This window comes from Pseudomonas sp. GW821-FHT03E01 (genome assembly GCF_059420765.1).
Genome location: NZ_JBWKUI010000004.1, coordinates 75,992 through 99,227, shown reverse-complemented (window position 1 = coordinate 99,227; position 23,236 = coordinate 75,992). Strand labels below are relative to the sequence as shown.

General features: G+C 60.0%; 18 protein-coding genes. 7 read left to right on the top strand and 11 right to left on the bottom strand.

What is annotated here, in order from left to right; genetic code table 11:
• Positions 1–271 precede the first annotated feature (271 nt).
• The 4 genes from AC07VO_RS08240 to argE all read right to left on the bottom strand — a co-directional run bounded on the left by AC07VO_RS08240 (position 272) and on the right by argE (position 6,748).
• Positions 272–1,654 carry an OprD family porin gene (locus AC07VO_RS08240; RefSeq protein WP_064621027.1) on the bottom strand — a complete coding sequence of 461 codons (1,383 nt, stop codon included), beginning with the start codon at positions 1,652–1,654 and terminating at the stop codon, positions 272–274.
• 394 nt (positions 1,655–2,048) lie between these two features.
• The gene (locus tag AC07VO_RS08235; RefSeq protein ID WP_064621028.1) at positions 2,049–3,389 is read right to left on the bottom strand and encodes an OprD family outer membrane porin; all 1,341 of its coding nucleotides are present in this window, start codon (positions 3,387–3,389) and stop codon (positions 2,049–2,051) included.
• 767 nt (positions 3,390–4,156) lie between these two features.
• On the bottom strand, positions 4,157–5,455 hold the full coding sequence (gene argA / locus AC07VO_RS08230; RefSeq protein WP_019580550.1) for an amino-acid N-acetyltransferase: 1,299 nt from the start codon (positions 5,453–5,455) through the stop codon (positions 4,157–4,159).
• Between the two features lie 135 nt (positions 5,456–5,590).
• Positions 5,591–6,748 (bottom strand): acetylornithine deacetylase, encoded by a 1,158-nt coding sequence (gene argE, locus AC07VO_RS08225; RefSeq protein ID WP_086944375.1) that lies wholly within the window; start codon positions 6,746–6,748, stop codon positions 5,591–5,593.
• Between the two features lie 177 nt (positions 6,749–6,925).
• On the opposite strand from argE, the gene AC07VO_RS08220 reads away from it, so the two are divergent.
• Positions 6,926–8,293, top strand: coding sequence for a CYTH domain-containing protein (locus AC07VO_RS08220; RefSeq protein ID WP_018927599.1), 1,368 nt, complete (start codon positions 6,926–6,928; stop codon positions 8,291–8,293).
• 159 nt (positions 8,294–8,452) lie between these two features.
• Here AC07VO_RS08220 and AC07VO_RS08215 read toward each other — a convergent pair whose 3' ends face one another.
• On the bottom strand, positions 8,453–8,923 hold the full coding sequence (locus tag AC07VO_RS08215; protein WP_018927598.1) for an Lrp/AsnC family transcriptional regulator: 471 nt from the start codon (positions 8,921–8,923) through the stop codon (positions 8,453–8,455).
• A gap of 126 nt (positions 8,924–9,049) precedes the next feature.
• Between AC07VO_RS08215 and AC07VO_RS08210 the strand changes: the two genes are divergently transcribed.
• The 5 genes from AC07VO_RS08210 (at position 9,050) to AC07VO_RS08190 (ending at position 13,128) form a co-directional block, all read left to right on the top strand.
• The gene (locus AC07VO_RS08210; RefSeq protein WP_019650166.1) at positions 9,050–9,388 is read left to right on the top strand and encodes an ACT-like domain-containing protein; all 339 of its coding nucleotides are present in this window, start codon (positions 9,050–9,052) and stop codon (positions 9,386–9,388) included.
• A gap of 103 nt (positions 9,389–9,491) precedes the next feature.
• Positions 9,492–11,276 carry a type IV pilus assembly ATPase TfpB gene (gene tfpB, locus AC07VO_RS08205; protein ID WP_028939117.1) on the top strand — a complete coding sequence of 595 codons (1,785 nt, stop codon included), beginning with the start codon at positions 9,492–9,494 and terminating at the stop codon, positions 11,274–11,276.
• Between the two features lie 99 nt (positions 11,277–11,375).
• Positions 11,376–12,290 carry an SPFH domain-containing protein gene (locus tag AC07VO_RS08200; RefSeq protein ID WP_007940374.1) on the top strand — a complete coding sequence of 305 codons (915 nt, stop codon included), beginning with the start codon at positions 11,376–11,378 and terminating at the stop codon, positions 12,288–12,290.
• 11 nt (positions 12,291–12,301) lie between these two features.
• Complete coding sequence (locus AC07VO_RS08195; RefSeq protein WP_018927595.1) at positions 12,302–12,739, top strand: NfeD family protein; 438 nt, start codon at positions 12,302–12,304, stop codon at positions 12,737–12,739.
• A 68-nt stretch (positions 12,740–12,807) separates the two neighbouring features.
• Positions 12,808–13,128 carry a DUF2388 domain-containing protein gene (locus AC07VO_RS08190; protein ID WP_018927594.1) on the top strand — a complete coding sequence of 107 codons (321 nt, stop codon included), beginning with the start codon at positions 12,808–12,810 and terminating at the stop codon, positions 13,126–13,128.
• Positions 13,129–13,204: 76 nt separating this feature from the next.
• Here the strand turns inward: AC07VO_RS08190 and gcvP are convergent, their stop codons facing one another.
• Positions 13,205–16,078: an aminomethyl-transferring glycine dehydrogenase gene (gcvP, locus tag AC07VO_RS08185; RefSeq protein WP_086944373.1), complete on the bottom strand. Its 2,874-nt coding sequence runs from the start codon at positions 16,076–16,078 to the stop codon at positions 13,205–13,207.
• A gap of 153 nt (positions 16,079–16,231) precedes the next feature.
• Here gcvP and AC07VO_RS08180 point away from each other — a divergent pair, with 153 nt between their 5' ends.
• On the top strand, positions 16,232–17,371 hold the full coding sequence (locus AC07VO_RS08180; RefSeq protein WP_064621367.1) for a DegT/DnrJ/EryC1/StrS family aminotransferase: 1,140 nt from the start codon (positions 16,232–16,234) through the stop codon (positions 17,369–17,371).
• Positions 17,372–17,418: 47 nt separating this feature from the next.
• Here AC07VO_RS08180 and gcvH read toward each other — a convergent pair whose 3' ends face one another.
• From gcvH to AC07VO_RS08155, 5 genes are all read right to left on the bottom strand, one after another.
• Positions 17,419–17,802 carry a glycine cleavage system protein GcvH gene (gene gcvH / locus AC07VO_RS08175; protein WP_018927591.1) on the bottom strand — a complete coding sequence of 128 codons (384 nt, stop codon included), beginning with the start codon at positions 17,800–17,802 and terminating at the stop codon, positions 17,419–17,421.
• A 50-nt stretch (positions 17,803–17,852) separates the two neighbouring features.
• Positions 17,853–18,935: a glycine cleavage system aminomethyltransferase GcvT gene (gene gcvT / locus AC07VO_RS08170; RefSeq protein WP_086944372.1), complete on the bottom strand. Its 1,083-nt coding sequence runs from the start codon at positions 18,933–18,935 to the stop codon at positions 17,853–17,855.
• Between the two features lie 156 nt (positions 18,936–19,091).
• The gene (locus AC07VO_RS08165) at positions 19,092–20,708 is read right to left on the bottom strand and encodes an ABC transporter permease (RefSeq protein ID WP_064621034.1); all 1,617 of its coding nucleotides are present in this window, start codon (positions 20,706–20,708) and stop codon (positions 19,092–19,094) included.
• A 140-nt stretch (positions 20,709–20,848) separates the two neighbouring features.
• Positions 20,849–21,853 (bottom strand): extracellular solute-binding protein, encoded by a 1,005-nt coding sequence (locus tag AC07VO_RS08160; protein ID WP_086944371.1) that lies wholly within the window; start codon positions 21,851–21,853, stop codon positions 20,849–20,851.
• Between the two features lie 131 nt (positions 21,854–21,984).
• Positions 21,985–23,202: a 2-octaprenyl-3-methyl-6-methoxy-1,4-benzoquinol hydroxylase gene (locus tag AC07VO_RS08155; RefSeq protein WP_173861167.1), complete on the bottom strand. Its 1,218-nt coding sequence runs from the start codon at positions 23,200–23,202 to the stop codon at positions 21,985–21,987.
• Positions 23,203–23,236 lie beyond the last annotated feature (34 nt).

The window sequence follows — 23,236 nt, the reverse complement described above, 5'->3', positions numbered from 1 at the left end:
CTTGTTGAGCTCAACTGTGCCTGCGTTCCAATTTAATTAAAAAGAATAAATATCAATTTATTTAGATCATAAAGAAATATTAAAGATCTGTTCACTGGACCTGATCCGCCATCGGGACGAACATCGATCCCAAGGTTCGAGAAGGCCTTGAGTTGTTGCAAAAAGGGAACTTCAAGGAGGGTTTACGGGGGTGAGCCCGCCTTGAAAACGCAAAAGCCCCGCCCGGCGTGATGCCGGGCGGGGCTTTTTTTCGTCGGTTATGCGAGCGCTATTACAACAGCGGGATCGAGTAGCTGACGATCAGACGGTTTTCGTCCTGGTCGCGCTGACCTGGGATGTCGTTGCGCCACATGGCGTTTTTCCAGGTGAGGCCCAGGTTTTTCAACGGACCTTCTTGTACTACGTACGCCAGGGTCAGGTCGCGTTCCCACTCGGAACGGCCAGTTGCGTTGACGCTAGTCTGAGCTGCCCCCACTTTACCGGTTGTGTCGATGTTATCGCCACGCAGATAAACCATGCCCGCAGTCAGGCCTGGGACGCCGACTTTGGCAAAATCGAACGCGTAGCGAGCTTGCCAGGTACGTTCGCCAGCACGGGCAAACTTGGCGATCTGGCTGTCGGTAGTCAGGTAAGCCGACGAGCCATCACCCTGGTTCAGCCAAGGGAAGTCGCTATTACCATTGCTGACCTGGTAACCGCCGCCGAAGGTGTGACCGGCAACCGAGTACAGGAAAAGACCGCTATACAGGTTATTGTCGACTTTACCTTTGGTAATGCCGGTTCCGTAGTCACCTGTAGTGAAATAGGCAGAGTCATGGCCGTTGGCGCCATCGTTACGGCTGTTGAAGTAACGGAAGTCAGACTTCAGCACACCTGGACCAATCGACCAGTTGTGAACCAGACCCAGGAAGTGCTGCTTGTAGAAATCTTCCAGGTTGCCGTAGTAGTACTGGGCGGTCAGGTCCTTGGTGATTTTGTAGTCGCCACCGCCATAGATGAACTTGTTGCTGTCACGACCGGCAGCAGTGTGAGCGTTGGCACCAGCGATCGACAACTCTTCGTTGTTGCTGGAGTTACGCCCCTTGGCGTGCTCGATCTGACCGCCGACCAGTGTCAGGTCTTTGATTTCGTTCGAGGTGATCTGACCGCCCTGGAAGGTTTGCGGCAGCAGACGACCGTCGTTGGTCACGATCACCGGCAGTTTTGGCTGCAGGGTACCCAACTTCAATTCGGTCTGGGAAATCTTGGCTTTGGCAGTCAGGCCCAGGCTGGAGAAGTTATCAACCGCTTTGCCGTTGGACTCACTTGGGAAAACAGTGCCGCCGTAAGAAGTCGAAGTGGCGCCGTTAGTACCGCCACCGGTGTCCAGACGCACGCCCAACAGGCCGATGGCATCGATACCGAAGCCGACAGTGCCTTGTGTGTAGCCGGAAGTGAAGCGCAGATCGAAACCTTGGCCCCATTCCTCGTTCTTGCTTTGAACGCCGTTGGCCTTGACCTTGGCGGTACCCGCGTCGGAATCGCGGTTATCGGTGTTGATGTAGAAGTTACGCAGCCCCAATGTAGCCTTGCTGTCTTCGATGAAACCGGCGGCGCCTGCCTGCTGCGCCAAAACCCCTACGGCCACAGCCAGGGCCAAGGTGGACTTGTTCATTGTTTCGCTCCTCTCATTTCTAATTCTGGGTTCCTGGTCCTGGTCGAGTGCCCGGATCCAAAGATGCGCAATGAGCGCCGGGTGGTCAGCCCCCTTGTTTTTGCCGACATGACAAACCAAAAGATTTATTGCAGTATTTTTTAATGCCATTTAGGCATATATATCCATGCCGGGACATAAGGTATCGGCTCATGAACCAATTCCTTGATCTTCAAAATCGGGGGTGCTGAATCCGATACTCGTGTCGCTGCCAATGAGTACCTGATGGATTCATTTTATAGACTTGGGTAAAAAACAAAAAAGAATAAATAATCAACTTAAGCTATTTTTTTGGAATATAAAAAAACACACCAAAAAAAACCTCGCCAACAGGCGAGGCTTTTTTTGAGGGTTATTACAGGAAGCTGTAGGTGTAGTTGAAGATCAGACGGGTCTGGTCTTGGTCAGCGGTGCTGGTATTACCGCTGTAAGTACCGTGACGCAGAGTCGTGCCAAACCCTTTGAGTGGGCCCGTTTGAATCACGTAGTCCACACGCGCGTCGGTCTCGTGCTCATTCAGGTCTTTACCCACGCCGTTGGTTGCCTTGATGTCTCGGCCATCGAGGTAAGCAATCGAAGCTTTCAAACCTGGCACGCCCAGTGAGGCGAAGTCATAGGAGTACTGACCGTACGTGGTGTTTTCACCGGCACGGATGAAGCTGCCCACGGTGGCGTCGGTGAACGAGTAGAAGCTGGCGCCACCGGCACCTTCTGGACGACCTTTGCTATCGATCAGGCTGCCCTGGTTCAAGAAGACAAAGCCGCCGTCATCGCTGACACGCTGATGACCAAGCAGGAACGCGCTGCCACCCAGGGTGTAGGTGAACGTCGCGCTCCAGGTCTTGTTATCGACCTCGCCTGGATTCTTGGCGTAGCCATTGTTGTTGTTGAAGCGGTAGCCGACGTCGCCGTTCTTGCCATCGGAGCTGCTGTCGAAATAACGAATATCAGTCTTGAACGACTGGTTCGGGGCGATCGGGTAGACGTGCACCAGGCCGAGGAAGTTCTGCTTGTAGTAGTCTTCCAGGTTCGCGTAGTAGTACTGCAGCGTGAGGTCTTTGGTGACTTTCCAGTCAGCACCGGCGTAACGGAACTGGTTGCTGTCATGAGTACCGCCAGCGACTGCCAGGCCAGTCCTGTTGGAGGAGGCGCGACCCGACGCGTGCTCCAGTTGACCCAAGTTGAAGGTCACATTGTCAATTTCCTTCGAGGTGATGGTGCCACCGTCAAAGGTCTGCGGCAGCACACGGCTGTCGTTCGCGATCAGGATCGGCAAGTTAGGTGCCAAAGCGCCACCCAAGTGGGCCTCGGTCTTCGAGAAGCGCGCCTTGACGTTGCCATCCAGACGACTCCACTCGTCGGCGGACCTGTCGCCGTCGCTCGGGAAGAAGGAGTTGCTGTTACCGAGCGGGTGATGTCCCCTGCCGCCATCCAGATGGATGCCGACCAGTGCCTGGGCGTCGATACCGAAACCAACGGTACCCTGGGTGAACCCGGACAGGTAATCGAACTTGAGACCCTCAGCGGCTTCTCGCTGTCTGTTAGCAGGAGTGCTCGCTCCTTCACGTACGTCAGCGTCGTAATACATCGTGCGAGAACTGACGGAAGCCTTGCTATCTTCCAGGAAACCCGCTGCGCCTGCCTGCTGCGCCAAAACCCCCACGGCCACAGCCAGGGCTAAGGTGGACTTATTCATGTTTCGCTCCTCTCGTTTTCTAATTTTTGTGTTCTTTGGTCTTGGGTCGAGAGCCCTGGATCCACAGATGCGCGATTAGCGCCAGACCGTGACTACCAAGTCAATCGTAACCATGTGTGTCTACGACCAAGGTCTAACGTCGAATATTGAGTCCCTGCCGGCGGCTCATCGAACCGGATATAACGGCATTGGCCCAAAAGCTAATTCCTAAAGGGTATTTACCAGCCTTTTTTTATTCCCATTGGCTTTGGCACATCCCGTACGCGTCAATCCCTATCGAAAAGGCGACGCCATCATGGCTAAACGCGCACTATCTAGTCAATTTGTTACAGTTTGTGTATCGCTAATATTTTCTCTTTCCACTCAGGCGACGACGCTCGCGTTCGGCTATCAAACCGGCGTCCCCCCCCACCGCAGGCCTTCGAGCCGACGGCGATTCGAGAAACCATAGGCCATAAAGTCGATTGGCGTCGTTTCAATCGCGGTTCGTAAGTGGTCAGCGCCGCGCAGCAGACCGCGGTGCATTGGCGGCACGACGAAGACGATTGGAGAGATGGCGAAGTTCTTGCGGGAGCAAGGGAAGGTAGAAACGGTGCTGCCGGATTATTCGCCGTATGTCAGCGCCAAATACGTCACTGAGTGATGATCGTTCCCACGCTCTGCGTGGGAATGCCTCTTCGGACGCTCTGCGTTCGGCTCTCGATGGAACGCGGAGCGTCCCGGGTTGCATTCCCACGCGGAGCGTGGGAACGATCACAGCCGCTCAGTCAGAGGGCTTTTTCGAAGATCTTCGAATTACGCTGATAGTTGTAAAGCGACGCCCGCGCCGACGGCAAGCGATCGACGCTGCTCGGCACGAAACCCCGCTCACGGAACCAGTGGGCGGTCCGGGTGGTGAGCACGAACAGGGTTTTCAGGCCCTGAGCCCGGGCGCGGGTTTCGATGCGCTCCAGCAATTCATCACCGCGACCGCCATGACGGTACTCCGGGTTCACCGCCAGGCACGCCAGCTCCCCCGCATCCGAATCGGCAATCTGATACAGCGCCGCGCAGGCGATAATCATGCCTTCACGCTCGACCACACTGAACTGCTCGATCTCACGCTCCAGCACCTCGCGGGAACGGCGTACCAGAATGCCCTGCTCTTCCAGCGGGCTGATCAAGTCCAGCAAACCGCCGACGTCCTCGATGGCCGCCTCGCGCACCACCTCGAATTGCTCCTGGGCCACCAGCGTACCGCCACCGTCACGGGTGAACAGTTCGGTCAGCAGCGCGCCGTCTTCGGCGTAGCTGACGATATGACTGCGCGCCACACCGCCCCGGCATGCCTCAGCGGCCGCATCCAGCAGCTCGGCCTGATAGTTGCTGCCCAGGCGTTGCAGGTGTGCCGGCACTTGTTGCGGACGCAACTCGCGAACCAGACGACCCTGTTCATCCAGCAGACCGAGCTCGGCGCCGAACAGCAGCAACTTGTCTGCGCCCAGGTCGATGGCCGCGCGGGTCGCGACGTCTTCGCAGGCGAGGTTGAAGATTTCGCCGGTCGGCGAGTAACCCAACGGCGACAACAGCACGATGGAGCGTTCGTCCAGCAGGCGATTGATGCCCTTGCGGTCGACCCGGCGCACTTCGCCGGTGTGGTGATAATCGACACCTTCGAGCACGCCGATCGGCCGCGCAGTGACCAGATTGCCGCTGGCCACCCGCAGGCGCGAGCCCTGCATCGGCGACGAGGCCATGTCCATGGACAACCGCGCTTCGATGGCGATGCGCAGTTGGCCGACCGCATCGATCACGCACTCCAGCGTCGCCGCATCGGTGATGCGCATGCCGTGGTGGTAGTGCGGGGTCAGGCCGCGAGCAGCGAGGCGGGTTTCAATTTGCGGACGCGAACCGTGAACCAGCACCAGTCGCACGCCCAGGCTGTGCAGCAGCACCAGGTCGTGGACGATATTGCCGAAGTTCGGGTGCTCCACACCGTCGCCGGGCAGCATGACGACGAAGGTGCAATCGCGGTGGGCGTTGATGTAAGGCGAAGCGTGACGAAGCCAATTGACGTATTCGGGCATGAACCTGGGCCTGTAATAAATAGCAGCCGAAAAAAGAGTAACGCAGTAAACGCACAGCGGGCTGATGGTTATCGTCGGAACAGGCTTGGCGACACGCGCGCTCTCCTCATAAGTACGGGTAGTGACACTGGCAATTTATACGAGCGACGCCGGCGTCAGGCAGTAATGTTCGATCAGTTGACGTAATAGATGCACGGTAGGCTGCAAACGTGACATTTCGAGGTATTCCCCCGGTTGGTGGGCGCAGGCGATATCGCCGGGGCCCAAGACCAGTGTTTCACAGCCAAGGCGCTGAAGATAAGGCGCTTCTGTGCCGAACGCCACTGCTTCGGCGCGATGGCCGGTGAGCTTTTCGGCGACCCTCACCAATTCCGAGTCCTCGGCCTGCTCGAATGGCGGCACTTCGGGGAACAATGGCGCGTAATTGATCTTCACCTGGTGCCGTGCGGCAATAGGGTTGAGCTTCTGCAAAATCGCCGCGCGCAGGGCACTGGGGTCCATGCCCGGCAGCGGACGCAAGTCAAATTCCAGCGAGCACTGGCCGCAGATGCGGTTGGGGTTATCGCCACCGTGAATGCAGCCGAAATTCATCGTCGGCTGCGGCACACTGAACTGTGGATTACGAAATTCCCGCTGCCACGCCAGACGCAAGCCGCGCAGTTCGCCGATGGCATCGTGCATGGCTTCAAGGGCGCTATGGCCCAGGCTCGGGTCCGAGGAGTGACCGCTCTGACCGAGGATATCGATGCGCTCCATCATCACGCCTTTGTGCAGACGGATCGGTTTCAACCCCGTCGGCTCGCCAATCACCGCCGCACGACCTAGTGGTCGCCCGGCTTCGGCCAAGGCACGCGCACCGGACATCGAGCTTTCTTCATCGCAGGTCGCAAGAATCAGCAAGGGTTGCTTGAATGGTTGCTCGAGCAAGGGTTTGACGGCTTCGATGGCCAGGGCAAAAAAGCCCTTCATGTCGCAACTGCCCAGACCGACCCAACGGCCATCCACTTCCGTCAGTTTCAGCGGATCGGTCTGCCACAGCGCCGCGTCGTACGGCACCGTATCGCTGTGACCGGCCAGCACCAGGCCGCCGGGACCGGAACCGAAACTGGCCAGCAGGTTGAACTTGCCGGAGCTGACCTGCTGGATGTCGCAGGCAAAACCCAGCTCCCCGAGCCATGTCGCCAACAAGTCGATGACCGGCCGATTGGTTTGATCCAGATTCGGTTGGGTACAGCTGACGGACGGCGCGGCGATCAGCGCAGCGAACTGATCTTTCATGGACGGCAAAGGCATCGCTGACTCCCAACTCCCGAATTGAAGTCCATCATAGAGCCATCCGGCGACAGGAATAAACCGTCGCGGCCGTCACCAAGCGTCAACAGACCCTACAACCCTTGAGTCCTGTACACTGCACGACCTTGGCAGCCACACATTTCCCCGGCTGCGCTCCCGATCCTGGATTTTCCGGCCATGCAGAAAGAAACCGAAATCAAACTCCGCGTCAGCCGCGAAACCCTCGCCGCCCTGCGCGAGCACCCGTTACTGAAGAAACGCAACAAAAGTGGCTGGGAACGCCGTGAGTTGATGAACCAGTACTTCGACACGCCCGAGCGCGACCTGGCCCGCGCCAAGGTTGCCCTGCGCCTGCGCCGCGATGGCGAAGAAGTGATTCAGACCCTCAAGACCCGCGGCCAGAGCGTCGCCGGTCTGTCCGAACGTCACGAGTACGACTGGCACCTGCCCAAAGCCAAACTCGACGTGAAGAAGCTCGACGGCGAATGCTGGCCCGAGCAGTTGGCCGAACTGGACAAGAAAACCCTGAAAGCCATCTTCACCACCGATTTCGTGCGTGAACGCGCGGAAATCGCCTGGGGCCGTGGCAAGACCAAAGTGGTCATCGAAGCCGCGCTGGACCTGGGCCACGTGGTGGTCGGCAAGCAGAAAGAAGAAATCTGCGAGCTGGAACTGGAACTGCGCGAAGGCGAGCCGGCCGCACTGCTGGAACTGGCCGCCGAACTGGCCGCGACCCTGCCGCTGATGCCATGCGACATCAGCAAGGCCGAACGCGGTTATCGCCTGTTCGACGCCAACAGCTACTCGCTGAGCTTGCCGGCGCCGCAGATCACCGCCGAAATGCCACTGGACGATGCGTTCGCCGCCTTGTGCTGGCATTTGCTTGGCAGCAGCCAGCGCCTGGCCGAGCAATATCGCTTTAATGGCCACTGGCGCCTGCTGCAGGACTGGGTCGAAAACCTCGCTGAAATGCGCGCGCTGATCAGTAGCCTCGGTCAAGCCGCGCCGCGTCAGTCGACTCACGATCTGCGGGTCGCGCTGGATGCCTTGCTGGAAGACTGGCGCCCGCTGGTACAGGCCGGCCTGGACGACGAAGACGTGCGCAAAGCCGCGCCGGAGCAGTTCCTCGAAGAGCTGGAAGATCCGCGCTGGGGCCTGTTCTCGCTGAACACTTCGCGCTGGTTGCTGGCCCGTACCTGGGCTGCCGATCGCAACACCCGTGGCAATCGCCAGGGCGCCGCGCAACTGGGCAGCTGGCTGCCACGCCTTCTGGGCGAAGAAGCCAACTCGCTGCAACTGCAGCGTTACCAGCAACAGCCGGAAGACCTGGCCGAGCAACTGCCGCGCATCGAGCGTATCCAGGCCTGGCTGCACCACGCCCGTAGCGTGCTGGACATCCCGGAAATGGATCGCCTGTACGGTGAGCTGAAACAGCTTGCCCTGCTGGCTAACGAGCCGATCACCGATGAGTCGCTGGATGCGCGTAAGCAGCAGGCGATTGCGGTGTATCAGAATCGCGCCTGGAAAATGCTATTGCGCATGTAACACCCAACACCTGTGGCGAGGGAGCTTGCTCCCGTTCGGCTGCGAAGCAGTCGTAATCCGGGCATCGCGGTTTGTCTGGCATACCGCAATGGCCGGATTAGGAGCGCTTCGCACTCCAGCGGGAGCAAGCTCCCTCGCCACAAAGGCCCTCGAACATCATCAACGCAACACCGGCAAACTCGTCGTGGATTTGATTTCCGACAAAGCCACGATCGAGTTGACCTCCTGTATCCCCGGCACCATCGACAGTTTCTCGAAGAAGAAACGCTCATAAGCCTCGATGTCTGCCGTGACGATCCGCAACAAGAAATCCACCGATCCCATCAGCACATAACATTCCAGCACTTCGGGAAAACCGCGAATCGCTTCGGTGAACTCAGTGAAGTTCGAACGTCCGTGGGCGTTGAGTTTGATCTCGGCGAAGATCTGCGTGTTCAGGCCGATTTTCTTGCGGTCAAGCAACGTCACCTGACCGCGAATGATCCCCTCCTCCTTCATCCGCTGGATCCGCCGCCAGCAGGGCGACTGCGAGAGTCCCACCTGTTCGGCGATCTGCGCGCTGGAGAGCGAAGCGTCCTCTTGCAGCAACGCGAGAATCTTGCGGTCGTAGCCATCCAGCTCGCTATGCATAGAAAAACCTGAAATTAATATGATCTTGAATTGATCGATTCGATAAATCGTCAACAAGCCCAATCATAGATAAGAAATACCCCACACCGAATGTAAAAATTCCTCCAATGATTTTGGAGCCTGACCATGCCGCCCCTCGAAGCCGTGAACACCCCGCCCGCCCGCGCCGATGTCTGGAACGTCAGCAACGCCCACTGCCGCGTTCAATACCAACTGCTGGCCGAGGCCGAGCCGGATCTGCTGTGCCGCGCGCTCAATCTGTTCGCCTTGCAGTTTCTGACGCCGCAGCAGGTCAACGTGCAGCGCCTGGACGATCTGCTGTCGATCGACATCGTCATGGACGGCCTGAGCTGGCACCGAGCCCAGGTGATCGCGGAAAAACTGCGTAACCTGATCAGCGTCTGCTCGGTGAATCTGCAAGCGGCCGATTCGGCGTGGCAGGAGCCGGCGCAGGCAGCGGGCTGACCCCCTCCCCTGAAAAAACCCGACACGTGTTGGTCGGGTAGTGGCCCAACGGTCTGCGGGTGCCCAGCTATCCTTTGCGAACGGTTGTTCATAAGGAGCCCGCATGTCCGTTCAACTTGCCACTCAGGACCGCTGGCTGGACCTTAACGATTTGCTGCGTGAACTGGTCGCCCAGGGCTTTGTCAGCCAGGACTCTGCCGAACACGCACTCAACGCCCGCCGCCGTCACGCCACCAATGCTCAGCAACATCCGCTGGAGTTCATCGCCAGCCAACATCTGGACGATCTCAGCCGTCCCGGTAAACACCTCGATCTGGAAAGCCTGACGCTGTGGCTGTCCCAGCAGGCCGGCCAGCCTTACTTGCGCATCGACCCACTGAAAATCAACGTCGCCGCCATTACGCCGCTGATGTCCTATGCCTTCGCCCAACGCCACAAGATTCTGGCGGTGGCCATCGACCGTGATGCCGTCACCGTGGCCAGCGCCCAGCCCTTCGTCAGCGGCTGGGAAGTCGACCTGACCCACGTATTGAAACTGCCGATCAAGCGCGTGGTGGCCAACCCGGTGGATATCCAGCGCTTCAGCGTGGAGTTTTTCCGCCTGGCTAAATCGGTCACCGGCGCCACCAACGCCGATCAGAAGACAAGCAACCTGGGCAACTTCGAACAATTGCTCAACCTCGGCGCCAGCGACCAGGAGCCGGACGCCAACGATGCGCACATCGTCAACATCGTCGATTGGCTGTTCCAGTACGCGTTCCAGCAGCGGGCCAGCGATATCCACATCGAACCCCGGCGCGAGCAAGGCACGGTGCGCTTTCGCATCGACGGCGTGCTGCACAACGTCTATCAATTCCCGCCGCAGGTGACCATGGCCATCGTCAGTCGCCTGAAAAGCCTGGGGCGGATGAACGTTGCGGAAAAACGCAAACCCCAGGACGGCCGGGTCAAGACCAAGACCCCGGACGGCGGCGAAGTCGAGCTGCGGTTGTCGACATTACCGACAGCGTTCGGCGAGAAGATGGTGATGCGGATCTTCGACCCGGAAGTGCTGCTCAAGGACTTCGATCAACTGGGTTTTTCCGCCGAGGACCTGCGCCGCTGGCAAGACATGATCCGCCAGCCCAATGGCATCATTCTGGTGACCGGGCCAACCGGTTCGGGCAAGACCACCACGCTGTACACCACCCTCAAAAAACTGGCGACGCCGGAGGTCAACCTCTGCACCATTGAAGACCCGATCGAAATGGTCGAACCGGCGTTCAACCAGATGCAGGTCCAGCACAACATCGACCTGACCTTTGCCGCCGGCGTGCGCGCGCTGATGCGACAAGACCCGGACATCATCATGATCGGCGAGATCCGCGACCTCGAAACCGCCGAGATGGCAATTCAGGCGGCACTCACCGGGCACCTGGTGCTGTCGACATTGCACACCAACGATGCCCCGAGTGCCATCAGCCGCCTGCTGGAACTCGGCGTGCCGCATTACCTGATCAAGGCCACGGTACTCGGGGTCATGGCCCAGCGCCTGGTGCGTACGTTATGCCCTCACTGCAAGGCCCCCTTGACGTTGGGCGAAGACGATTGGCAAACCCTGACCCGGCCTTGGCAAGCGCCACTGCCGACCAATGCCCAGCGCGCCATCGGTTGCCTGGAATGCCGCGAAACCGGCTATCGCGGTCGCGCCGGGGTTTACGAAATCATGCAGCTGACGGATGGCATCAAAGCGCTGATCAACCCCGACACCGACTTGCTGGCGGTCCGGCGTCAGGCGTTCAAGGAAGGCATGCGCAGTTTGCGGTTGTCGGGGGCGCAGAAAGTAGCGGCGGGGTTGACCACGATTGAAGAGGTGTTGCGGGTGACACCGCAGAGTGAGCAGAAATAGGTTACAGATTGCGCTCGGATACTTCCCCCAAGTCGCATCCAAACCTTTTGCCCTACACTCTGGTCATCGCAACTCAATCCAGACTGGACAGGGACCGTTATGAGCATTGCACTGATTCTCTTCGTCGCGCTGGTCGTGGCCATTCTTTTCATGGGTTTCAAAGTGGTGCCCCAAGGGTTTGAATGGACGGTCGAACGCTTCGGCCGTTACACCAACACCCTCAAGCCAGGCCTGAGCATCATCATTCCGGTGATGGACCGCATCGGCCGCAAGATCAACGTGATGGAAAGCGTGCTGGACATTCCGCCCCAGGAAGTCATCACCGCCGACAACGCCACCGTGCAGATCGACGCCGTGTGCTTCTTCCAGGTGGTCAATACTGCCCAGGCCGCCTACGAGGTGAACAACCTCGAACATGCCGTGCGCAATTTGTTGCAAACCAATATCCGCACCGTGCTCGGGTCCATGGAGCTGGACGCGATGCTCAGCCAGCGCGACAACATCAACGAAAAACTGCTGCGCACCGTCGACGAAGCCACGGCGCCGTGGGGCATCAAGATCACCCGGATCGAGATCAAGGACATCAGCCCTCCCGCCGACCTGATGGCCGCCATGTCCGGCCAGATGAAAGCCGAGCGGATCAAGCGCGCACAGATTCTGGAAGCCGAAGGTTTGCGCGCTTCGGCGATCCTCACCGCCGAAGGCAAGAAACAGGCGCAGATTCTCGAAGCCGAGGGCAGTCGTCAGGCGGCGTTCCTCGAAGCCGAGGCCCGGGAACGTCAGGCCCAGGCCGAAGCCCAGGCCACCAAAGTGGTGTCCGAAGCCATCGCCGGCGGTAACGTGCAGGCGGTCAACTACTTCGTCGCACAGAAGTACATTGATGCCTTGGGCAAACTGGCCTCGGCCAACAACAGCAAAGTGATCCTGATGCCGCTCGAAGCCGGTTCGATGATTGGTGCAGTCGGCGGCATCGGCGAAATCGTCAAGGCCACCTTCGACGGCAAGAAAGGCTGAGGTCGCCGCCCATGGAACTGTTCTCGTTCTGGAGCTGGCTGGCCCTGGGTGCGCTGTTGCTGATCCTCGAGGTGTTCGGTGCCGGCGGTTATCTGCTGTGGATCGGCATGGCAGCCGCCGCCGTCGGCGTGCTGAAGTTCCTGATACCGGGTTTACCCTGGGAATGGCAGGTGCTGTTGTTTGCCGTTTTTTCGATCCTCACCGCCCTGTACTGGTGGAGACGTCAGCGCAGTGTGGTGCGGGCCAGCGATCAGCCGAACCTGAACCTGCGAGGGCAAGAGCTGATCGGCAAGGTGTTCGTGGTCACTGAAGCGATTGTCGATGGCCGCGGCAAGATCAAGGTCGCCGACGGTGTGTGGATGGCCCGAGGGCCTGATGCCGCGTCCGGCAGCCGTGTTCGGGTGATCGGGCAACAAGGGGCGATTTTACTGGTGGAGCGGGCCGACTAACGTCACGGAACTCGATTGGGTTATTGGCAATCAAAGGCCGCAGTTAAAACCCAGTGGAGTCACCTTTTATGCGTCTCAAACTTGCTGTCGCTACCGTCGCCGTGTTGTCCCTTCAAGTCGGTTCGGCGATGGCTGATGACAGCTTTTTGCGTAACGTCCTTACTTCCGGTGCCACCACCGGTACGTCCTACCTGACCTCCAGGGATCACAAGCTGATCGTCGCCGCCCAGGACGACGCCGGTAGCTTTGTCGCCAGTGACGGCGCCATTCGCGGCCCCTATCTGGAAGCCGCCATGCAGAAAGTCCGCGCTGAAAACCCTGGCCTGCAAGCCACGGACATGGAACTGGCGAACGCCATCCTGGCGAAGAATGCCATCGCCTCGAAGTAAGGTTCGTTGCTGAACAAAAAATGCCGCTCTAAATGAGCGGCATTTTTTCACCCCTGATTTGTCGGGGCGAGTGACTTCAGCGGTATTCATCCACCGGCACACACGCGCAAAACAGGTTGCGATCGCCGTAGACATTGTCCACACGGTTCACCACCGGCCAGTACTTATGGGCCTTGGTGTGTGCATCCGGCGTCACCGCCTGCTCGATGCTGTACGGCCGCTCCCAGACACCGGTGATGTCGGCCAGGGTATGCGGCGAACGCTTCAGCGGGTTGTCCTCCGCCGGCCAGTTGCCGTTCTGCACCTCGTTGATTTCCGCGCGAATGCTCAGCATCGCATCGATAAAACGGTCCAGTTCCGCCTTCGATTCACTCTCGGTCGGTTCGACCATCAACGTCCCCGGCACCGGGAATGACATGGTCGGCGCATGGAAGCCGTAGTCCATCAGGCGTTTGGCAACGTCTTCTTCGCTGATCCCGGTCAGCACCTTGAGCGGACGCAAGTCGAGGATACATTCGTGGGCCACGCGCTCGTTGCGCCCGGTGTAAAGCACCGGGAACGCCCCGGACAAATGCTGCGCCAGGTAATTCGCGGCGAGGATCGCCACCTCACTCGCATCCGCCAGTTGCGGCCCCATCATCGCGATGTACATCCAGCTGATCGGCAGAATGCTTGCACTGCCCCAAGGGGCTGCGCTTACCGCTCCGTTCCCCGGCAGCGGGCCATCGATCGGCACCACCGGGTGATTGGCGACAAACGGCGCCAGGTGCGCCCGGACACCAATCGGGCCCATCCCCGGCCCACCACCGCCGTGGGGAATACAGAAAGTCTTGTGCAGGTTCATGTGCGACACGTCGGCGCCGATGTCTGCCGGCCGCGCCAACCCGACTTGCGCGTTGAGGTTGGCGCCATCCATGTATACCTGACCGCCATGGCGGTGGATAACTTCACAGATCTCGCTGATGCCTTCCTCGTAGACCCCATGGGTCGAAGGATAAGTCGCCATCAGGCAGGCGAGTTTGTCCCCCGCCTCGATGGCCTTTTCTTTAAGGTCTTCCAGATCGACATTACCCGCCTCGTCGCACTCGACGATCACCACCCGCATCCCGGCCATTTGCGCCGAGGCCGGGTTGGTGCCGTGGGCCGAAGACGGGATCAGGCAGATATCCCGCGCGCCCTGATGACGGCTCTCGTGATATCTGCGGATTGCCAGCAACCCGGCGTACTCGCCCTGGGCGCCCGAGTTGGGCTGCATGCAGATTGCATCGAAACCGGTGATCGCGCAGAGCCAGCGTTCCAGTTCCTCGATCATCAAGGAATAACCCACCACCTGCTCTTTCGGCACGAACGGGTGCAGGTTGGCAAACTGCGGCCAGGTGATCGGGATCATCTCGCTGGTGGCATTGAGCTTCATGGTGCAGGAGCCCAGCGGGATCATCGACTGATTGAGCGCCAGGTCTTTGTTTTCCAGCTGCTTCAAGTAACGCAGCATTTCGGTTTCGCTGTGATGGGCGTTGAACACCGGATGACGCAGATAAGGCGTACTGCGCTGCAATCCTGCAGGAATGCCGGACGCCAGGGTCTCAGCATCCAGTTCCTCGACGTTGAGCCCATGATCGGCACCGAGAAACACATCGAACAGCTTCGCCACGGTGGTTTCGTCACTGGTTTCGTCGAGGCTCAGGCCCAACCGCCCGCGACCGAGAATGCGCAAGTTGATCTGCGCCGCCTGGGCACTTTCGATGATCGCGGTCTGAGTGCCACCGACCTCCAGGGTCAGCGTGTCGAAGAACTGTTGGTTCACACGTGTAACGCCATGGCGTTCCAGGCCGGCGGCGAGGATGCAGGTCAGCCGATGGACACGCTGGGCAATATTTTTGAGCCCTTCCGGACCATGGTAGACCGCATAGAAACTGGCGATATTGGCCAGCAGCACCTGGGCGGTGCAGATATTCGAGTTGGCCTTCTCCCGGCGAATGTGTTGCTCGCGGGTTTGCAGGGCCATGCGCAGGGCGACATTGCCGCGAGCATCTTTCGACACGCCGATGATCCGCCCGGGAATCGCCCGTTTGTACTCGTCGCGGCTGGCAAAAAACGCCGCGTGCGGGCCGCCGTACCCCATGGGCACGCCGAAGCGCTGGGATGAACCGAACACCACATCGGCGCCCAACTCTCCCGGCGGAGTCAGCAACAACAGGCTGAGCAGGTCGGTGGCGACGCAGGCCAAGGCTTGCTGAGCATGCAGATGATCGATCAGCGGATGCAGGTCGCGAATTTCGCCATGGGTGTCGGGATATTGCAGCAACGCGCCGAACACTTGATGCTGCTTCAAGTTATCCACAGCGTCGATGACCAGGTCGAAACCGAACCCTTCGGCCCGGGTCTGCACCACAGAAATCGTCTGCGGGTGACAGTTTTCGTCGACGAAGAACAGATTGCTTCTGGACTTGGCGACACGCTTGGCCAGCGCCATGGCCTCGGCGGCCGCCGTGGCTTCATCCAGCAGCGAGGCGTTGGCCAGTTCCAAGCCGGTCAGGTCGATGGTCAGTTGCTGGAAATTCAACAGCGCTTCGAGCCGGCCTTGGGCAATCTCCGGTTGGTAAGGCGTGTAAGCGGTGTACCAACCGGGATTTTCCAGAACGTTGCGCAGGATGACGGCTGGCGTGAGGGTGCCGTGATACCCCATGCCGATCAGGCTGGTCCAGACCTGGTTCTGTTCGGCGTAGCCGCGCAGTTTGGCCAGTGCGGCTACCTCATCGAGGGCCGGCGGCAGGTCCAGCGGTCGGTTCAGGCGGATTCCCGGCGGCACCGTCTGCTCGATCAACTCGACGCGGCTGCCAAGGCCCAGGCTGTCGAGCATCGCCTGCTGCTCGGCGGCATCGGGCCCGAGGTGGCGGCGCAGGAAGGTATTGGGGTCGCGTAACTGGCTCAAGGACGGCAACTGGGACATGACGGGCTCTCTCATGACTGGCGCTCAGCGTCGATGCAACTCGGTCAAACCAGCATAGCAGTCGATACCGGCACGGATGGCGTGGCGCTGTCGGTCAATCCGGATCATTATGCTCGGCGCCTACAAACGTTCGCTGATCGGGTATCCACATTTATGAGCCAACTGTCTTTCCTGCCCTTCTCCAAACCCACCATCGATGAAGCCACGATTGCCGCTGTCGGCGATGTGCTGCGCTCGGGCTGGATTACCAGCGGCCCCAAGGTGCAGGCTTTTGAAGCGCAACTCTCGGAATATTTCGGCGGGCGCCCAGTGCGTACGTTCAATTCCGGCACCTGCACCATGGAGATCGCATTGCGAATTGCCGGCGTCGGACCGGGTGATGAAGTGATCACCACGCCGATTTCCTGGGTGGCCACCGCCAACGTGATTCTGGAAGTTGGCGCCACGCCGGTGTTTGCCGACATCGACCCAGTCACCCGCAATATAGACCTGACGCAGCTTGAAGCAGCGATTACCCCACGCACCAAAGCCATCATCCCGGTGTTTCTCGCGGGACTGCCCGTGGACATGACGCGCCTTTACGCGATTGCAAAAAAGCATGGTTTGCGAGTGGTGGAAGATGCCGCCCAAGCATTGGGTTCGAGCTGGAACGGCCAGCGAATCGGTGCGACTGGCGATTTCGTGTCCTTCAGTTTCCAGGCGAACAAGAACGTCACCTGTTCAGAAGGCGGTTGCCTGGTACTGAACAACGCCGAGGAAGCGCGGCTGGCGGAAAAGTACCGCTTGCAGGGCGTCACCCGCAGCGGTTTCGACGGGCTGGACGTTGATGTGCTGGGCGGCAAGTTCAACATGACCGATGTCGCGGCAGCCATTGGCCTGGGGCAGTTTGCCCACATCGAAGCGATCACCGCTCATCGTCGTGAGCTGGCCAAACATTACTTCGCTTGCTTCGGCGAGGACTTCGAAGCGCAGTACGGTGCTCAACTGCCCCCGGCGGATTTCGAGAACAGCAATTGGCATTTGTTCCAACTGGTGCTCCCGGAACGCCAGGATGGCAAACCGGCACGGGCCACTTTCATGGAGCAGATGCAGGCACTGGGAGTGGGTATCGGCTATCACTACCCGCCGATCCACCTGCTGAGTCTTTACCGCGAACGCGGGTTCAAGGAAGGCATGTTCCCGGTCGCCGAACGGGTCGGACGACTGATCGTCTCGCTGCCGATGTTCACGGCCATGGATAAAGCGGATGTCGAGCGTTCGGTGGCTGCGGTGAAAGCCGTGTTGCGGACTTGATTCGGCCTTTGCAGGAGCTGCCGAAGACAGCTCCTGCAAAGCGGGCATTACTCGCCGATGGCGGCCTTGTAGGCCATCGGGTCGAGCAGCTTGTCCAGCTCAGAGGTATCGCTTGGCTCGAGTTTGAAGAACCAGCTGTCATAAGGCGCGCTGTTGACCAGTTCCGGGCTGTTGGCCAACTCTTCGTTGACGGCAATGACTGTGCCGGAGACCGGCGAGTAGATATCCGACGCAGCCTTGACCGACTCGACGACACCCGCCGCTTCACCGGCAGCGAACACTTTGCCGATCTCCGGCAACTCGACGAACACTACATCACCCAAGGCTTCCTGAGCATGGTCTGAAATACCCACTTTCACGCCGCCATCATGGTCTAGACGGGCCCATTCGTGACTTTCGGCAAAACGCAGGTCGACAGGGATTTCGCTCATGTTCTGTGTCCTCAAGAAAAATGTCGGCAGTCATTGACCGCCAAAAAAGGTTAGATCAAGGTTTTGCCATGGCGTACGAAGGTCGGCTTGACCACTCGAACCGGGTACCACTTGCCACGGATTTCCACTTCAGCGCGGTCGGCGGTGGCCGCCGGCACGCGCGCCAGTGCAATCGACTTGCTAAGCGTAGGAGAGAAACTACCACTGGTGATCTCCCCTTCGCCAACATCGGCGATGCGAACCACCTGATGCGCTCGCAAAACGCCACGTTCTTCAAGGACCAGACCGACCAGTTTGTGCTGCACGCCAGCGGCCTGCTCGGCCTCCAGGGCGGTACGGCCAAGGAACTGGCGCGTGGCCGGTTCCCAGGCAATGCTCCAGGCCATGTTGGAAGCCAATGGCGAAACGTCTTGATGAATATCCTGACCGTACAGGTTCATGCCGGCTTCGACCCGCAAGGTATCGCGCGCCCCGAGGCCGATCGGGGAAATTCCTGCGCCCACCAGATCGTTGAAAAACCCCGGCGCCTGATCGGCCGGCAGCACGATTTCCAGACCGTCCTCACCGGTGTAACCGGTGCGGGCGATGAACCAGTCACCGTCGGCCTGACCTTCGAAAGGTTTGAGCTGCTGGATCAACGTAGCGCGGGACTGGGTCACCAGTTCGGCAATCTTGTGCCGGGCGTGAGGGCCTTGAATGGCCAGCATCGCCAACTCGGAACGCTCGTTGAGCTGCACATCGAAGTCGCCGAGATGAGCCTGCATCCAGGCCAGGTCCTGATTGCGGGTGGAGGCGTTGACCACCAGCCGATATCCGTCATCGAGGCGATAGACGATCATGTCATCGACGATACCGCCGTGCTCGTTGAGCATGGCGCTGTACAAGGCACGGCCGGGGCTGTGCAGGCGCTCGACGTCGTTGGCCAGTAAGTATTGCAGCCAGGCCTTGGCCTGGGGGCCGTCGACATCGATCACGGTCATATGGGATACATCGAAAACCCCGCAATCGCGGCGCACCTGATGGTGTTCCTCGACCTGCGAGCCGTAATGCAGAGGCATATCCCAACCGCCAAAATCGACCATCTTCGCGCCGAGGGCGAGATGAAGGTCATACAGAGGCGTGCGCTGTCCCATGGGTTTCTCCTTCCGGGCGTGGCGAAGGTGCGGACAGCCGCTGTACGGGGTGAAATGCCTTGAAATAAAGGCTTTCAGCCGATTTCAGCAACCCGGTCTGAAAGACGGACCGCACCGAATGCCGCGCATTGTAGCCGCAAGGTGTAGGACTGACACCTAGCCGTTTCGATGCGCCGACCTTCTGATTAATCCGATGACCGGCAACAGCCCGACCAGAACCAGGGTCAGTGCCGGCAACGAGGCCCTCGCCCACTCGCCTTCGCTGGTCATTTCAAAGATCCGCACCGCCAGCGTGTCCCAGCCGAACGGGCGCATCAGCAGGGTCGCGGGCATTTCCTTGAGCACGTCGACGAACACCAGCAACGCAGCGCTCAACGTGCCCGGAAGCAGCAGCGGCAGATACACTTTGAAAAACAGTCGTGGCCCACTGACGCCAAGGCTACGTGCTGCTTCGGGCAAAGAAGGCCGTATACGCGCCAGGCTGCTTTCCAGCGGCCCGTAAGCCACGGCGATGAATCGCACCAGATAGGCCAGCAACAACGCCGACAGACTGCCCAGCAGCAACGGTTTGCCCGCGCCGCCAAGCCAGCCCGACAGCGGAATCACCAGTTCGCGATCCAGATAACTGAACGCCAGCATGATCGATACCGCCAATACCGAGCCCGGCAGTGCGTAGCCGAGGTTGGCCAGGCTGATGCCGGAACGGATCGCCCGGGTCGGTGCCAATCGACGGGCAAACGCCAGCAGCAGCGCGACGCTGACAGTAATCAACGCCGCCATGCCGCCCAGGTACAGGGTGTGCACGATCAACCCGGCATAACGTTCGTCCAGATCAAAGCGCCCGCGTTGCCAGAACCACACCAGCAGTTGCAGCACAGGAATGACGAAGGCGCAGGCGAACACCAGACCACACCAGCTCATCGCCGCCAGCGCCTTGACCCCATGCAGGTGATACAGCGCCTTGACCCGCGGCCGTTCGTTGCCCGCCCGGTTGGCGCCGCGGGCACGGCGTTCGCCATATAACACCACCATCACCACTAACAGCAGCAGGCTGGCCAGTTGCGCGGCGGTGGAGAGACTGAAAAAGCCGTACCAGGTCTTGTAAATGGCGGTGGTGAACGTATCGAAGTTGAACACCGACACCGCACCGAAATCCGCCAGGGTTTCCATCAGCGCCAACGCCACCCCCGCGCCGATCGCCGGGCGAGCCATGGGCAACGCCACTCGCCAGAACGCCTGCCACGGGGATTGCCCAAGGACTCGCGCCGCTTCCATCAGGCCTTTGCCCTGAGCCAGAAATGCAGTGCGCGCCAACAGGTAAACGTAGGGATAGAAAACCAGCACCAGCACCAGAATCACGCCGCCGGTGGAACGCACTCGCGGCAGCCTCAGACCACTGCCGAACCATTCGCGCAACAGGGTTTGCACCGGCCCGGCGAAATCCAGCAGGCCTACAAAGACAAAGGCCAGCACGTAGGCAGGAATCGCGAACGGCAGCATCAACGCCCAGTCCAGCCACCGCCGCCCCGGGAACTCACAGAGGCTGGTGAGCCAGGCGAGGCTGACGCCCAACAGCGTCACGCCGATGCCAACGCCGACGACCAGCGTGAGGGTATTGCCCAGCAGCCGCGGCATCTGCGTACCCCACAGGTGGGACCAGATCTGCTGATCGATGGTTTGCCAGGAAAGAAGCAGGACGCTCAGGGGCAGCAGGACCAGCGCAGCGATGGCGAAGACCAGGGGATACCAGCGGCGTTGGGCGGGGTGGGCCAAGGAAAAGCTCTCGGGTAAATCAACGAAGTGTATGCAAACCGCAAAAAGATCGCAGCCTACGGGAGCTCCTACGTCGGGATGGTATTTACCCGGTAGGAGCTGCCGCAGGCCGCGATCTTTTGATCTTTAAAGCAGCAGACTCAGTTCCAGCCGACCCGATCCATCATCCGAATCGCTTCAGCCTGACGCTTGCCGGCGATTTCCACTGGCAAGGTATCGGCCACGAACTTGCCCCAGCTCGCGACTTCACCCGAAGGCGGAACGGCAGGGTTGGCCGGGAACTCCTGGTTCACGTCAGCGAAAATCTTCTGCGCTTCAGGCGTGGTCATCCACTCCACCAGCGCCTTGGCGGCTTCCGGGTGCGGTGCATGTTTGGTCAGGCCGATACCCGACAGGTTGACGTGCACGCCACGGTCGCCCTGATTCGGCCAGAACAGTTTCACCGGCAGGTCCGGCTTCTGCTTGTGCAGACGGCCATAGTAGTAAGTGTTGACGATGCCGACGTCGCACTGACCGGCATTGATCGCTTCCAGCACGGCGATGTCGTCGGAGAACACGTCGGTGGACAGGTTGTTGACCCAGCCTTTGAGGATCTTCTCGGTTTTCTCGGCGCCATGGACTTCGATCATGGTGGCGGTCAGGGACTGGTTGTAGACCTTCTTCGCCGTGCGCAGGCACAGGCGGCCTTCCCACTGTTTGTCGGCCAGCGCCTCGTAGGTGGTCAGCTCACCGGGTTTCACCCGGTCGGTGGAGTAGGCGATGGTCCGCGCCCGCAGGCTCAGGCCGGTCCAGGCATGGGAGGATGCGCGGTATTGCAGCGGGATGTTGGCGTCGATCACCTTGGAGGTGAACGGCTGGAGGATGCCCATCTGCTCGGCCTGCCAGAGGTTGCCGGCATCGACGGTCAGCAGCAGGTCGGCAGTGGCGTTTTCGCCCTCGGCCTTGATCCGCTGCATCAACGGCGCTTCCTTGTCGGTGATGAACTTCACCTGTACGCCGGTTTTCTGGGTGTAGGCATCGAAGACCGGTTTGATCAGCTCATCGATACGCGAGGAGTAAACCACCACCGCGTCGGCAGCCTGGGCGGCGGTGCTGCCTATCAGGGTCAGGGCCAGTGCGGTCAGTAGACGCTTGGGTGCCAACATGGAAGCGGTCTCTCGAAATGGGAAGTGAGGCCAAATGATAAGGACTCACATTTCGCTTCTCAATCGAACACTGGGCGGAGGAGTTACCAGATGTTGCACAATCGAATGAATCACAATGTGGCGAGTGGGCTTCAGGCCTTGGCCAACGCCGGCAAATCCCCAATCAACCCAAGCGCTTCGCGCACGAACAACGCCTTGGCCTCGGGCATCTGGTCGACCATCTTCAATCCGGTATTGCGCAACCAGCGCACCGGCAACGGATCGGCCTGGAACAGCCGTTCGAACCCTTCCATCGCCGCCATCAACGCCAGGTTGTGGGGCATGCGCCGACGCTCATAGCGACTGAGCACTTTCACATCCGCCAATCGCTCACCGCGCGCGGCCGCTTGCAGCAGCACTTCGGCCAGCACTGCGGCATCGAGGAAACCGAGGTTCACGCCCTGTCCGGCCAGCGGATGGATGGTGTGGGCCGCGTCGCCGATCAGCGCCAGACCTTCTGCCACGTAACGCTTGGCATGACGCTGACGCAGCGGCACGCAAAGACGCGGGTCGGCGCTGAGCACCGTGCCGAGGCAGCCTTCAAAGGCCCGCTCCAGCTCCTTGCAGAAGCTTTCGTCGTCCAGCGCCATCAGGCGTTCGGCTTCGCTCGGCGTGGTCGACCAGACAATCGAGCACCAATCCTGCTGACCGTCACGTTCCAGCGGTAGAAACGCCAGCGGGCCGTTGTCGGTGAAACGCTGCCACGCGGTCATTTGATGCGGTTTGGAACAGTGCACACTGGTGACGATCGCGTGGTGCATGTAATCCCATTCGCGGGTCGCAACGCCGGTCAGGCGCCGCACCGCCGAGTTGGCGCCATCCGCCGCGATCACCAACGGTGCCCGCAAGGTGCGGCCATCGGCCAGGGTCAGCAGCCAATCGTCACCGGAACGGCGCATCTGCTCCAGACGCGCATTGGCCAGCATCCCGAGGTCGCAGTCGTGCAGCCGGTCGAGCAAGGCGTCCTGAACCACACGGTTCTCGACGATATGCCCGAGTACGTCGGCATGTACGCTGGTCGCCGAGAAATGGATCTTCCCGGTGCCGCTGCCATCCCAGACGTGCATGTCGGTGTAAGGACTGCTGCGCCGGTTGGCGATGCCGTCCCACACGCCCAGGCGTTCGAGTATTCGTTGGCTGGCCGCCGACAGGGCGCTCACCCGCGGCTCGAACGGCGCTTGGCCATCGAAGGGTTTGACGCTCAAAGGGCTGCCGTCCAGCAGCAGGACTTCAAGCCCGCTGTTTTGTAACGCCAGCGCCAGGGCACTGCCGACCATTCCGGCCCCGACAATCAGCAGATCTGCGCGCATTTCCATGCTTTAGGCCTGTCTCTCTTGCGGCTTG